This is a genomic window from Anabaena sp. AL09 (assembly GCF_001672255.1).
Lineage (GTDB): Bacteria > Cyanobacteriota > Cyanobacteriia > Cyanobacteriales > Nostocaceae > Dolichospermum > Dolichospermum lemmermannii.
This window is the reverse complement of the sequence record NZ_LJOQ01000106.1, coordinates 126,669-140,379: the sequence shown is the minus strand read 5'-3', so window position 1 is coordinate 140,379 and position 13,711 is coordinate 126,669. Positions and strand designations below refer to the sequence as shown.

At 38.4% G+C, this 13,711-nt stretch carries 17 protein-coding genes; 7 read left to right on the top strand and 10 right to left on the bottom strand.

What is annotated here, in order from left to right; all coding sequences use genetic code 11:
• Positions 1-173: 173 nt before the first annotated feature.
• The 9 genes from argB to AN490_RS22375 form a co-directional block, all read right to left on the bottom strand.
• Positions 174-1,070, bottom strand: coding sequence for an acetylglutamate kinase (argB, locus tag AN490_RS22415; protein ID WP_015083597.1), 897 nt, complete (start codon positions 1,068-1,070; stop codon positions 174-176).
• 109 nt (positions 1,071-1,179) lie between these two features.
• Positions 1,180-2,142, bottom strand: coding sequence for an FHA domain-containing protein (locus tag AN490_RS22410; protein WP_300007178.1), 963 nt, complete (start codon positions 2,140-2,142; stop codon positions 1,180-1,182).
• A gap of 156 nt (positions 2,143-2,298) precedes the next feature.
• The gene (gene pgl, locus AN490_RS22405) at positions 2,299-3,021 is read right to left on the bottom strand and encodes a 6-phosphogluconolactonase (protein WP_300007176.1); all 723 of its coding nucleotides are present in this window, start codon (positions 3,019-3,021) and stop codon (positions 2,299-2,301) included.
• A gap of 178 nt (positions 3,022-3,199) precedes the next feature.
• The gene (locus tag AN490_RS22400; protein ID WP_300007174.1) at positions 3,200-3,637 is read right to left on the bottom strand and encodes a hypothetical protein; all 438 of its coding nucleotides are present in this window, start codon (positions 3,635-3,637) and stop codon (positions 3,200-3,202) included.
• Between the two features lie 42 nt (positions 3,638-3,679).
• The gene (locus AN490_RS22395) at positions 3,680-4,006 is read right to left on the bottom strand and encodes a transcriptional regulator (RefSeq protein WP_168652882.1); all 327 of its coding nucleotides are present in this window, start codon (positions 4,004-4,006) and stop codon (positions 3,680-3,682) included.
• A gap of 5 nt (positions 4,007-4,011) precedes the next feature.
• The gene (locus AN490_RS22390; RefSeq protein WP_148762380.1) at positions 4,012-4,374 is read right to left on the bottom strand and encodes a type II toxin-antitoxin system RelE/ParE family toxin; all 363 of its coding nucleotides are present in this window, start codon (positions 4,372-4,374) and stop codon (positions 4,012-4,014) included.
• A 71-nt stretch (positions 4,375-4,445) separates the two neighbouring features.
• Positions 4,446-5,219 carry an MlaE family lipid ABC transporter permease subunit gene (locus AN490_RS22385; RefSeq protein ID WP_300007171.1) on the bottom strand — a complete coding sequence of 258 codons (774 nt, stop codon included), beginning with the start codon at positions 5,217-5,219 and terminating at the stop codon, positions 4,446-4,448.
• A 49-nt stretch (positions 5,220-5,268) separates the two neighbouring features.
• Positions 5,269-6,012 (bottom strand): ribonuclease PH, encoded by a 744-nt coding sequence (gene rph / locus AN490_RS22380; RefSeq protein WP_300007169.1) that lies wholly within the window; start codon positions 6,010-6,012, stop codon positions 5,269-5,271.
• A gap of 75 nt (positions 6,013-6,087) precedes the next feature.
• A complete protein-coding gene (locus tag AN490_RS22375) occupies positions 6,088-6,681 on the bottom strand; it encodes a nucleoside monophosphate kinase (protein ID WP_300007286.1) in 594 nt (197 codons plus the stop codon).
• Between the two features lie 234 nt (positions 6,682-6,915).
• Here AN490_RS22375 and AN490_RS22370 point away from each other — a divergent pair, with 234 nt between their 5' ends.
• The 5 genes from AN490_RS22370 (at position 6,916) to AN490_RS22350 (ending at position 9,937) form a co-directional block, all read left to right on the top strand.
• Positions 6,916-7,452 (top strand): P-loop NTPase family protein, encoded by a 537-nt coding sequence (locus AN490_RS22370; RefSeq protein WP_300007167.1) that lies wholly within the window; start codon positions 6,916-6,918, stop codon positions 7,450-7,452.
• Between the two features lie 75 nt (positions 7,453-7,527).
• Positions 7,528-8,079 (top strand): dCTP deaminase, encoded by a 552-nt coding sequence (dcd, locus tag AN490_RS22365; protein ID WP_300007284.1) that lies wholly within the window; start codon positions 7,528-7,530, stop codon positions 8,077-8,079.
• Positions 8,080-8,134: 55 nt separating this feature from the next.
• Positions 8,135-8,839, top strand: coding sequence for a hypothetical protein (locus AN490_RS22360; protein WP_300007165.1), 705 nt, complete (start codon positions 8,135-8,137; stop codon positions 8,837-8,839).
• 10 nt (positions 8,840-8,849) lie between these two features.
• On the top strand, positions 8,850-9,242 hold the full coding sequence (locus tag AN490_RS22355; protein ID WP_300007163.1) for a hypothetical protein: 393 nt from the start codon (positions 8,850-8,852) through the stop codon (positions 9,240-9,242).
• An 80-nt stretch (positions 9,243-9,322) separates the two neighbouring features.
• Positions 9,323-9,937: a hypothetical protein gene (locus tag AN490_RS22350; protein ID WP_300007161.1), complete on the top strand. Its 615-nt coding sequence runs from the start codon at positions 9,323-9,325 to the stop codon at positions 9,935-9,937.
• Between the two features lie 90 nt (positions 9,938-10,027).
• On the opposite strand, the gene AN490_RS22345 is transcribed toward AN490_RS22350, so the two are convergent.
• Positions 10,028-11,560 carry a thymidylate synthase gene (locus AN490_RS22345; protein ID WP_300007159.1) on the bottom strand — a complete coding sequence of 511 codons (1,533 nt, stop codon included), beginning with the start codon at positions 11,558-11,560 and terminating at the stop codon, positions 10,028-10,030.
• A gap of 152 nt (positions 11,561-11,712) precedes the next feature.
• Here AN490_RS22345 and purM point away from each other — a divergent pair, with 152 nt between their 5' ends.
• Complete coding sequence (purM, locus tag AN490_RS22340) at positions 11,713-12,738, top strand: phosphoribosylformylglycinamidine cyclo-ligase (RefSeq protein WP_300007157.1); 1,026 nt, start codon at positions 11,713-11,715, stop codon at positions 12,736-12,738.
• Positions 12,739-12,979: 241 nt separating this feature from the next.
• Positions 12,980-13,666, top strand: a complete 687-nt coding sequence (locus tag AN490_RS22335) for a PHP domain-containing protein (protein WP_300007155.1) — start codon at positions 12,980-12,982, stop codon at positions 13,664-13,666.
• Positions 13,667-13,711 lie beyond the last annotated feature (45 nt).

Below are 13,711 nucleotides of genomic sequence, written 5' to 3'. Positions count from 1 at the left end.
TTGAAAATATTAAAACCTCAAATCCAATCGGTGTAGGGGTTTCAGGGATATTTTACCGAAAATATCATAAAGGGAGCGGTAGAGCCATGAAATTTTACCAATGAATCCTGTAGGGGTTTAGCATTGCTAAACCCTTCCGAATTAATTTTGCTGTAACTTGTCCCCAATCTCGATTATTGTTTCGACTGATGAGAACCGAGAATCATTGTCCCAATTCCCACATCTGTAAATACTTCTAACAGTAAAGCATGAGGAATCCGCCCATCAATTATATGTGAAGCCTTGACTCCTTGAGCAAGCGATCGCACACAACAATTCACTTTAGGAATCATCCCTCCACTGACTATACCATCAGTAATTAATTGCCGCGCTTCCCGAATATCCACTTTCGGAATTAAAGTAGAAGGGTCTTTATAATCTCTTAAAATTCCTCTGGTATCAGTCAGCAAAATTAACTTTTCTGCGCCCAAAGCTGCGGCTATTTCCCCCGCTACCGTATCCGCGTTAATATTATAAGCCTGTCCAGTTTCATCAGCAGCCACGCTGGAAACAACGGGAATATAGCCATTACTAGCAAGTGTTTCTAAAATTTTGATATTGACATTACTAACTTCCCCCACAAACCCAATCCCTTCATCACCTTGAGGACGAGCCGTAATTAAGTTACCATCCTTACCACAAAGCCCTACAGCCATTCCTCCAGCTTGGTTAATCAAAGCGACAATTTCTTTATTTACCCGCCCCACTAACACCATTTCTACTACATCCATGGTTGCTGCATCAGTAACACGCAAACCATTTTTAAATTGCGCTTCAATTCCTAACTTGCCTAACCAACTATTAATTTCTGGACCACCACCATGCACTAGAATAGGCCGCAAGCCAACGCAAGATAAAAAGACCACATCACGAATAACTTTATCTTTGAGGTTACTATCCTTCATGGCTGCGCCACCGTATTTAACCACAACGGTACGACCAGCGAATTGTTGAATGTAAGGTAGTGCTTCGCTGAGAATTTCTACGCGATTAGCTTCAGCTTGCCTGATATACTCTATATCATTAATCATGTTATTACCCAAGTTGCTAGTTATCTAGTTTATGGGATAACTAGCAACAAGAGTTAATCAGCTATGGTGATAGGAGCAGGGGGAAATATTTATTCCCTATTCCCTATTCCTAAGAGAGTTGAAACAAGAAAGTGACTAAATCTCCTTTACCCAAGCTGATGCGATCGCCTGGACGGAGGCGATGTCTGTTTCCAGGTAACAGAGGTAAGTTATTGACATAAGTACCATTGGAACTACCTGCATCTTCTAGATAACAAGCATCTCCCTCAATCCGAATGTCTGAGTGAATCCGCGAAACAATTTCCGAATTTGGGAACCCAGAAACATCTATATCGGGAGGAATACGATCATTCGGCTTACCAATATGCACAACCGAGAGATTTTGTGGTAATTCTATTTCTTGGTTAGCTTGAACATGGAATAACCGTGCTACTACCTGTTGCAATTGGGTATTTGCCACCTTTACTTGTGGTGCGGCTGGGGCTACTTCAGGAACTGTGAGGGGATCGATCTGAGGTACATAAGCAGGAGGAATATAAGCTTCCGGTTCTGGTGCTACAGGCGCAGGTGGGGCTGTCAGCACAGGTGGAATATAAATTTCTGGTTCAGGTGCTACCGGTGCAGGGACAGAAGGAATATAAACAGCTTGTTCCTGAACTACAGGTGCGGGTGTCAGTACAGGGGGAATATAAACTTCTGGTTCTGGTGTTACAGAAGGAACATAAACAGCTTGTTCCTGAACTACAGCCACCGGTGCAGGGGCGGGAATAGCGCTAACAGGAGGATTGGCGGCGGGCGCAATTTCTAAAGCATCGGGCTGTAACAGTTGCATCATCAGGTCAGGAGCGACCACTGGGGCTGGTTGTACAGGCTTAATCGCAATAGTTGGGGTAACTGCGGGAGTAACACCAAAATGGAGATTGTAACCGCACTGACCACAGAAGGCGGCATCTGACTGTACAGTTGCTCCACAATTAGGACAACTAGCTGTAGCTGGTAACGGCGTATAACAAGCTTCACATTGAACAGCGCCGTCTGGGTTGGGATGATTGCAATTAGGGCAGACGATCATGGATTTAAGCCTTAGTGAAGGTCGTTGTAAAAATATTACTGACAAGCACATAAGTAACTTTAGCGTTTAATGCTAACAATTACTTAGAGTGAGAACAAGTTGATCATTGGTGATTATTCTTAATTATCTAAATCATCCAAATCTCAAGAATCATAGTTAGTGTTGAAGTTCCAAACCAGCGGCTGCGTCTAGCAACCAGTAAAGTTCTCCCTGGGGTTTAATTAGCCGAGATGGATAGACGAAATCATCTGCCACCGGTGCGAAAATTTGGGCTAAAGCCGGTCTTTTGTTAGCACCAGCAGCCAAAAAAATCACACTGCGAGCCGCGTTAATAAATGGGTAAGTAAAGGTGATGCGGAGATTATCATCTTTATTACCAACAGTGATTAGGCGATCGCACACCTTGAGAGCTTTCGTGTGGGGAAACAAAGATGCAGTATGGGCATCATCACCCATTCCCAGTAAAACTACATCTAATGCCGGGAACTCTCCCGATATAGAATTAAAAAATGTTTGGAGATGCTGGTTATACTTAGCTGCATCCACCTCTGGATTAGCCGACAAGGTGGGGATAGCATGAATATTCGTCTGGGGAATAGCAACCTGATTTAACCATGCCCGCCGCGCCATCAGTTCATTGCTATCAGGGTGATCTGCCAGAACATAACGCTCATCTCCCCAGAATACATGAATTTTATCCCAAGGCAACTTTTGATTAGCGATGGCTTCATACAACGGTTTTGGTGTGCTGCCACCTGATAAAGCGATTGTAAATTGTCCCCGTTCACTAATAGCAGTTTCTACTTTCGACAGAATCAATTCTAGCGCCCGTTGGACGAGTGCCGATACACTGGAGTGGACTTCAACAGTTTTGTTCATGGCATTATCATTACATAGCTTGTTTCTTGGCAATACCATAGCGAACTTTTGACAATTTTCCGCTTTAACTCTGGAAATTTTTAATATCCTCAAGTTAAACCATCAATTATCGTCCTCCACCTTCTTTATCATTATTTGTGGTTGGTTGTCAGTAGTCAGTTGTACTAATCGCTGATCATCACCGCGTTGTTTTTACATTATTCTCATCTTCTAGAGATAATTCATTTTTAATGATCTTGTATTTTAAGACTGTACTTTTTTTGTCATTAATGGGAAAATCAACAAAGAAAGGATTATCATGTCTTAAAAAATTCTTGCACACTAATTCAGCAAAATGATGAAAGTGAATTATACACTCTGTGTATGCTTCACAATACTTTGCTAACATTGGTTTTTCAAGGTAACCCGGATAGATTATATCATCTGACCAATCTCCATTAATTATAAAAAGATTCATCGAACTCTTGTAACAATGATAAGTAGAAAAGTAAGCCTTTAAAGCAATTTTCAGAGAAATAAATGCTAAATCAATATCTGTATCGCTTCTTTTTTGAAGATTAAAACCATTGCTGGCTATCTTTTGGAGTTCTGTTTGTTTTTGTGTTTTCTTATTCATATTTTCTCAAAAGTTACTAGACAAAAACAATAAATAAAATCTTTAAGAAGAAATAACTGTCGTTTGAACATTGATATCAATATTCAGCTTTTTCCGCAAAACATTCAAAATAGCAGTCAAATTATCCATTGTCGGATTACCTTTTGCCGATAACATCCGGTGTAAACTCTTGCTAGGTTTAGAAGTTTCAATTGCCAATTGTTCAAAACCTACCGTTGCATTAACAATATCTCTCAAAATCAATCTTGCTGTTTCTGGTTCACCATTCAGGAAGAGAAAAATAGCTTCATCAAGTAGAGCTATTGTGAACTGAGAATCTTTTTCCACTCGTGCGTTAATAGTTTCTTTGAAATCTCTAGTAAGTGCCATAATAACTACCTTTTCTCTTTATTCTTGTTGTCAGTCTCTTGATTTATCGTAAGTTCTTTTTTTCGCTTTTTGTACTCTTGGTACAATTCTTTAGCACGACTAATATCAGATTGCTGATTTTTCTTTGTTCCCCCACCAAATAATACTATAAATTGCTTACCATCCTGAGCCAGATAAATCCGATATCCTGGACCCCAATCAATTTTATATTCACCAATTCCCTCAAACCATTTAACATTTGATGTATTACCTAACTCCAAACGAAACTTAGCCACAGTCACCTTCGCAGCAGCTTGAGCATCCAATTTATCAAACCATTCTTGATAAGGACTGGAACCATCTTCTTTAAGATATTCTTCAACTTTCATAATAGAGACAGCTTTATAGTAACTTATATGTTACCATGCGTCAAGCAGTATTATTCTAAATAAACCTAAAATTACAATATAGGTTTTTCAAATAGTAGCAATGCTAGTACAAAATCCATAATAAAAATTGCCACCCAAGTAGTGACAACTGCTGTTGTGGCTGACTCTCCCACTTCCTTTGCACCTCCTTGAGTTGTCAGTCCCCAATTACAGCCATTAACAGAAACTATAGCCCCAAAAATTAACCCTTTAAGTAAAATAATAAAAATATCTGATGGTAATAAAAACGCTCTCACCGATTCTAAAAATGTTTCGGGAACAACTTGATAAAATTGTGCAGCCGCAAAAGCTCCTCCAATCATACCTGTAACTACAGCAAAAATCATCATTACAGGCATCATCAAACAGCAAGCAATGACTCTAGGTAAAACTAGATAATCAATCGGATCTGTTCTGAGCATATATAAAGCGTCAATCTGCTCCGTCACCCGCATTGCCCCTAATTCCGCAGCAAAAGCTGAACCAACTTGTCCAGCGATAATACTAGCAGTAAGAATCGGCGCTAGTTCTCGACAAAATGCTAAAGCAAATGCACCTCCAACACTATCTACAGCCCCAAATCTCACTAATTCCCTAGCGGTTTGAATAGTGAAAATCATCCCCGCAAAACCGTTAACTAGCAAGACTGGAGAAATAGAAGCCGGGCCTGCCGTTACCATATGTTCTAATATTTTGCGATAGTAGGTTTTTCCGCGCAGGAAATGCAATAGAATTTGACCGAACAACAGAAATGATGACAAACAGCGAATTATCCAAGATTGTTCTAAATTTCTTTTTGGTTGCAAGCAGTTTACGGCCACTAATTGAATTTTGGTACTTGGGAATTATGACAACTTAACCTTTGATAAATAAAGTATTCCAATCACTAATTGCATTTCTTTGAGCAGTTAATAATTGCTGGATACCTTGTTCAGAAAAATCTAGCATTTGATTTAATTGTTCACGGCTAAAACTACCTGCTTCGGCTGTTCCCTGAACTTCAATAATTCCCATTTTATGATTCATGACTACGTTAAAATCCACATCTGCGGCTACATCTTCAACGTAGTTAAGATCCAAAAATGGTTCACCCTCCAACAAGCCTACAGAAATTGCTGCTATTTGTCCATACAAAGGCGATCGCTCTAAAACTCCCTGCTGCAATAATTGAGAAATAGCATGAGCCAAAGCCACAAACCCCCCTGTAATTGCCATTGTCCTCGTTCCTGCGTCCGCTTGTAATACATCTGCATCCACAGTTAGCGTCCGTTCTCCTAAAGCCTCAAAATCCAAGGCAGCCCTTAAACTCCGCCCAATTAAACGCTGAATTTCCTGTGTTCTGCCCGATAATTTCATTAATTCCCGTTCCTGGCGTTTCTGGGTAGCAGAAGGCAACATTCTATATTCAGCCGTCAACCAACCCTTACCACTACCAGTTAAAAATCTAGGTACTCCTTCCGCAACGCTGACGGTACACAGAACTTGAGTATCACCACATTTAGCTAAAACAGAACCAGGTGCAAAGCGGGTGAAATTAGGATAAAAACTATGGGGACGGAGTTCACAGGGGGTTCTCCCGTCAGGACGTTGCCAAGTCATCGAAGTTGCCTCAAAATTTTTGCTTACTGCCTTATAGAATAACTGAGTAATAGCAATAAAACTATTTATTACCAATTAACCTAATAAAGTTAAAATATTTTGCTGTACTTGTTCTGGAGACTGATCACCATTAATAGTTAATAACCGCCGCCGCCGATCATAGTATTCTAAAATTGGAATAGTGCGATAGCGAAGCGCTCCGTAGGAATCATAAAATAACTCTATCCGACGTTGGACAATTTCCGGTTGATCGTCAGGGAGTGAACGCCCTAACGAACGATTAACCATGACTACTGCGGAAACTTGTAGATAAATTGCCCAATCGAGATTTTGCCCTAAGTCTTCTAACAAAAAATCTAATTCTTCACATTGAAAAGCAGTTCTTGGATAACCTTCTAAAATCCAACCATTATTTAGGAGTTGCTTGAGACGGACTTTAATAAATTCAATCATCATTTCATCTGGAACTAACTCTCCATCTTCCAAATAAGGTTTAGCTTCCATAACTAAATCATTTAATTCACCATAGGCACTATTTTGACTATTTCCAGATATGGCTTCTCGTAAAGTTTCACCGGTAGAAACCAAGGGAACATCAAAAAACTTACCAAGCTTTTGGGCTTGAGTGCTTTTTCCTGCCCCTGAACCCCCTAAAATTACTAATCTCACCACAACTTAACCCTCATATATAAAATTCACTATTTTTGCAGGATATTTTGTTATAGCAATCTTAAATCATTTGGAGAAAAAATATCTCTAAATCAGTGAAAAAGTTAAAACTAAATATCAAGGCGGTTTTAGTTATGAATACTGCTGTATGATAACTATATGTTTTGCTATCAGCGAAGATTTGCATTTAATTGTAAGTCGTTAAATTTATAGTGAGTTTTTAAACTTTGCCTTATGGTTGCCCAACTAGAAACCCCAGGTCTAAATTCGACTCTCAGCTTACCATATTCCGTAGAAGGACTATTGCAAGTTTTTACTAGTTCCCAGCGGAGCTTTTTTACGAGCGTCATGGCACAAGCGCTGAGAATTGCTGGACAAGGTACACCAGTATTAATAGTCCAGTTCCTTAAAGGTGGTATTCGTCAAGGACATGAACGACCTACCCAAATGGGAAAACATTTAGACTGGATTCGCTGTGATTTGCCTCGTTGTATTGATAATTCAGATTTAGATGAATCGGAAAATCAAGCTTTACAAGAACTTTGGCAACATACCCAAAAGGTAGTTAATGAAGGTAAGTATTCTTTACTGGTATTAGATGAGTTGAGTTTAGCGGTTAATTTCGGTTTAATTCCTGAATCTGAGGTTTTAGAGTTTCTTGCTCACCGTCCTCCTCATGTTGATATTATTCTCACAGGTTCTCAGATGCCAACGTCTCTTTTAGATGTGGCAGACCAAATTACAGAAATTCGTCGCAGTCATCAACCTTAAGTATTAAGATATCCTAGTAAGTTGGTTTAAATTATTTGTGAACTTGTGATTAAAAACGACATCTGGATTACCGAAATGGCTCAAAAAGGCATGATTTCGCCTTTTGAGTCGAGTTTAATTCGTCATTCTGAAGAACTACCCGTAATTTCATTTGGACTTAGTAGCTTTGGCTACGATATCCGACTATCAGCAGAGGATTTCCGTATTTTTAGACATATTCCTGGAACTGTGGTAGATCCTAAGCATTTTAATCCTGAAAACTTGGAAGCAACAAAACTTCATCAAGATCCTAATGGTAGCTACTTCATCCTTCCAGCACACTCCTATGGTCTTGGGGTTGCGCTTGAAAGGCTAGAAATACCGGATAACATTACAGTAATTTGCATAGGAAAAAGCACTTATGCGCGTTGTGGTATAATTGCAAATGTAACTCCTGCTGAAGCAGCTTGGCGCGGTTATTTGACTTTAGAATTATCTAATGCGTCCAGTGCTGACTGTCGTATTTATGCCAATGAAGGAATAGTGCAGTTGATGTTTTTGGAAGGAGCGCCTTGTGCTGTAAATTATGAAGCACGTCAGGGTAAATATCAAGACCAATTAGGTGTTGTAACTCTAGCTAAGGTTTAAATTTAATGTAAAATTTAGAGTTTAATTTTGAGCTAGAGAATAGGGAGATTAACAAATGTCAGTGCTTACAAATACCGATTTGAGAAGAATTTTATGTTATGACGAAAACCAGTGGCATGAAAAACCACTATTAATTGAGGATGGTTCAGATGATTGTATTACACCTATGGGCTATGATTTAAGGGTAGGTGGATTTTACAAAAGATTAATTGGCAAGCCAAACCTCGATACTTTAGATGAAGGAAAGTCAATTGAAATCAAGCCTGGAGATATAGCTTTAATTAGTACATACGAAAAGTTGAAGATGCCAAAGGATGCTTCAATTTCAGCTTTAATATTATCAAAAGTATCACAAGTTTCTCGTGGACTATCCAATATATCTACAAAAGTTGATCCAGGCTGGGGAGAAGGTGAACTATTAATACCAGTACAAAATTTTTCAAAAGATGTTATTACACTAAGATATAAAGAGAAATTTTGTACTATAGTATTTTTTAATAATGAATCACCAGCTTCTCCTGCATACAAACCAAGTTCAAGCAGGGCGAAATTTTTTAACTTACTTTCTCAGACCAATAGAGCATCCTTAGTAAAAGATTTTCAGCTAGGCTTAGTATCTATCTTGATAATAGGAATAGCAGTTACTATGGGCTATTACTATTTTGGTAATTCCCCCGGTTTTGGAGTTACAGTAACAGCAGGTATAGCAATAGAAAGAGTAGCTTCAGTTATAGCTTCGAGATTGATAGGTAGAAGATAATTAGAATATAATGAGTGAAGCTGTTTTAGATCAACAACAAGTGATAAAAAGAAACATTAGTCAATTATTGTCACAATTGACTAATACCTATCAAAATACACGTAGCGAAAGGAAGGAAATTGTGACTCAGTTTCCTCCAGAGAATGAAGAGTTTTCACTATTAGAAGAAATTGAACTTTTAACAGTAAATTTAAGAGGTTATGCTAGTCAAATTGCAGCTACAGGTCAAATAGTTAATAAAGAGCAGGTAATTTCTCAATTACAAACAATGCGAGTTTTTAGTGTTTCCCCAATTGGGAATTTTTACTTTAGCAATAATGGCAAGTATGAACAAATAAAAAATTATATTAGGATGTTAGATTACTTGCGGTTACTATTGTTAGAATATTTGCAATCTCTTTAAAAGTTAAAAATCAAGTTAGATTCTTTTTTAACCCAAATTCCGCACCCACACTGTCACGTTCTTTGAACGGAGATGATATTATGAGTCGCTCCCGAATTATTCAGCCTGGTCAAAGTTATACTTTTAGTAAATACTTTGAGTTACCATTTTCTCCTGAAGATATTTTGGCGGAACTTGGTTGTGTTTATCAACGTGAACGGCTAAAATTACCAACGACAGAATCAACACCTCGCTATATTAAAGAATTGCACCGAGTAATTGAACGTAACCTCCAACGGGTCAAATTATTAAGTGAAGATGCCCGTAAACAAGCAATTATAGCACCGATTCTTTTAGAAGTTTGTGAAATTACAGAAACTCAATTAAATATTGAATATCCTATTAGCGTTAGCGACCAATTAAAAGGTAGTTTAGATTATTACATTAATAAAAGTGAGAGTTTATTAGTTATTGAAGCTAAACAAGCAGATTTAAGTAGAGGATTTACACAATTAGCTGTTGAATTAATTGCTCTTGACCAATGGATAAATTCAGAAAAACCAATACTTTATGGAGCAGTAACTACTGGTGAAGATTGGCGATTTGCTATCTATAAACGTCAGGAAAAAGAAATAATTGAAGATATAAAATTATATCGAGTTCCTGAAGAATTAACTGAATTAGTCAGAATTTTAGTTGCTATAGTTAGCAATTAATATTAAGAAAAAGTAGGTTGGGTTAAGCGACAGCGCAACCCAACAAAATTATTTATAATGTTGGGTTTCCTTGCGTCAACCCAACCTACACTATTTCAGGTTACTATATTGATGTATCTTCAATTTTACTGATTTATCCTGTTCATAAATAAACTGTTCTTTCATTAACAAAGCCATTTCCGCTTTTTGCAATTCTACACCTAAGTACATTGCATGAGAAACTTGTAAACCAGGACAATCTGTGAATATTTGCTGGGAAAGTTTATGTGCAGATTTACCGGAATAACAATTAACTACCTCTCCAGAACCAGGAGTTGTATGTTCGACAATAATTTGATTATCCTGGATAGTAATAATAAAACTACCAGCAGGATCAAAATAGTCTTTTTGCTGAGAAATTTTAGGATATTGAGATGAAATGACATTAGCGACATTTTCAAAACAATCATCATAAATATGAGCGCTTTGACTAATGGTAATTAATGCCCCCATTTTTAATGTATGGTCAGTTTTTTTAATTAAAGAATTATAAATATATTTTTGTAAAGCCCTTAATCCCATGGCATTTGCTGGCCAAGCTGAAAACATATCATTACTTCTGAATGTCGCTGTTAAAGAGAGTTCATTATCAACTATTCTCACCCAAATATGATTAAGACAAGGTGGATTGTCATTGTCATCTTGACTAGCATCCCATAAAGACATTACAGCCCTAGCGGAATCAATATCATTGGCTAGTTTTTCAATTACCTTTTCAATTTGATCTCGTCCAAACCAAGAACGTAACCGTTGTCCATAGGTGTATTTTACTCCTTCTCGATTGGGTGCATCATCTAAAATTTGGGAAATATATTCTGCTAAGAAACTTCTATCAATTGGTAAATAATTGGGTTCAGGAAAATATAAATCTTCCGGTTCGTCGGTGACAACTGCCATTAAATCTATCAATTCTTGCCATTTGCCATCATAACCAGTTGGTCTAATTGTGCCAGTGGTTTTAATTCTGTGAATGATTTTTACCCAAGTTTCCGCGATGGTTTTGCCTTCAATTCTGTGTCCATAGCGTGTTCCTGGCAAAACCGTTGGTTCAACTGTAGTCATGGGAAATTCTACAGGCATTCCCCAAGGTGCTACTATTTCTTTTTGGGCGTAATATTGAATTTTCTCGACAGCATCAGAAATTGATATAGCGTCTTGAATTTCTACGGAATGGCGTAATTTTTCCAAGGCATTGATATCAATATCAATATCAATATAACCAGGAATTTGAGAACGAATTACCCAAGATTTTCGCCCCGCATCACTAATATTTTCTTCCACACCATGACGGAAAAAATCGCCTAAACATTGACAAGCACCGGCGTTTTTATCTTCTTTGGTGGCATTGAGAATAACTAAATAGTGAACGTGGGGATTTAGTAACAAATTGCGAATTAGTAAGTTTATACCCCTAGTCGGTGAGTATAACTGTCCAATTACAGCATATTCGTTTGATTGTAGATGTTTAGCTACAGCTTGCTTCACCATCCACCCTGTAATTACTGCGGTTTGACCGCTACCATAAATCAATTGGTTTGGTTTGTGCTGGGCTGTGTAATAAAATTGGGTTAGTTGGCTACTCACTTGATTTACCAAATTTTTAGATAGCAATCTTTGATTATTTAGGATACAATGATTGATCGGGATTAATCACAAATTATCAAAAAAAGTCTTGAGTACATAATTTGTGTGATAATAATAACCTAAATTATGAATTGATAACGGTGTAATTAGGCATGGATTATCGGGATGCAGGCGTTGATGTTGAAGCGGGTAGAGCTTTTGTAGATCAAATTCGCAATTTGGTTCACAGCACCTTTAGAAAAGAGGTTTTAGGGGGACTAGGTGGCTTTGGTGGTTGCTTTCAACTCCCCACAGGTTACAAAGAACCAGTTTTGGTTTCCGGGACAGATGGTGTGGGGACAAAGCTGAAAATAGCTCAAATTCTCAATCGTCATGATACTGTGGGCATAGATTTGGTGGGGATGTGCGTTAATGATGTGTTGACATCGGGTGCAGAACCGCTGTTTTTTCTAGATTATGTGGCTACAGGTAAGTTAGATAAGGAACAATTAACTCAGGTGGTAGCAGGAATCGCTACCGGTTGTAAATTAGCTGGTTCGGCTTTATTGGGGGGAGAAACGGCGGAAATGCCCGGTTTTTACCAAGTTGGTGAATACGATTTGGCGGGTTTTTGCGTGGGAATTGTGGAAAAGAGCCGAATGCTAGATGGTTCCCAGATGCAGGTGGGTGACGTAGCTATCGGTTTAGCTAGTTCAGGTGTCCATAGTAATGGGTTGAGTTTAGTCAGAAAAATTGTCAGTGATGGTGGTTTTGCTTGGACTGATACCCCAGATTTATTAAATGGTGCATCTATTGGGGAAACTTGTCTCACTCCTACACGCATTTATGTAAAATCTGTTTTAGCTGCGTTGCAATCAGATTTAGAGATTCATGGCATGGCTCACATTACTGGTGGCGGTTTACCAGAAAATTTACCAAGATGTTTAAGTAAGGGTCAAGGGATTAAAATGATCCCTGATAGTTGGACTATTCCTCCTGTCTTTCATTGGTTAGCTGCGGCTGGTTCTGTGGGTGCTGAGGCTATGTATAATACATTTAATATGGGTATTGGCTTTGTGTTATTAGTTCCACCCCAGCAAGCAGAACAGGTAATTACTCATTTTCAATCTCAGGATATCTCCGCTAATATAATTGGTGAAGTTGTCACTGGAGCAGGTGAATTAGTCGGTTTGTTGTAACAATGGTGGTATACAGATAGAACCTATACGCAAAATTCATATTTTCTTGATGGAAGTAATTAAAAATACTCATCGCCATCAGCGTTAATATTTGCTAACGTAGTCTTAACATATTGCAAAAATCAATTGGTGCAGTTGAGGAAGTATCTGTATTTACTGGTTAGTGGTATTGGTTATATCTCATTTATAAGTGTGGCGTGTTGGTGTTTTGAGAAAAATGTAATTTTCGTGTAGAGGGGTTATGGTTATAAATTTTGCCCGGACTACTGTTTCTAAGGAACTACTAAAGCAAGTATTCCAACGCATTGATGCACAAAGTTGTCCCCAGTTATTTAATTTTCATATGCACACGGTTCACTCGGATGGCAAACTAGAACCGGGTGATTTGATGAGTCAAGCGATCGCAATTGGCTTAAAAGGTCTGGCTATCACTGATCATCACAGTATCAGTGGCTACCAAGCAGCCCTGACTTGGTTGGAAGATTGGAAGTGGAGTAATTCTGATGCTCATGTTCCATATTTGTGGAGTGGTGCAGAAATTAATGCCAATCTGCTGGATAATGAAGTTCACATTCTGGCTTATGCTTTTGAGTCAGAACATCCCAGTATGAAGCCATACTTACAAAAAATTCCTAGTGTCGGCAAGGCTTATCAAGCAGTTAACGTGATTACAGCTATTCACGAAGCAGGAGGACTAGCGGTACTTGCTCACCCAGCCCGGTATAGGCGATCGCATTTTGACCTCATTCCTGCGGCTGCGGGTGATGGTATTGATGGTGTTGAGACTTTCTACGCTTACAATAATCCTAAACCTTGGAAACCTAGTGTGGTGGAAACTGAGGAAGTTCAACAATTAGCGGAAAAATTCGATTTATTTAGCACCTGTGGTACTGATTCGCACGGCTTTAATTTGCTGCATAGGTTGTAAATCTGTATTTACCTCTTTTAAACTCCTGGTTTACTGGCCAGGGGT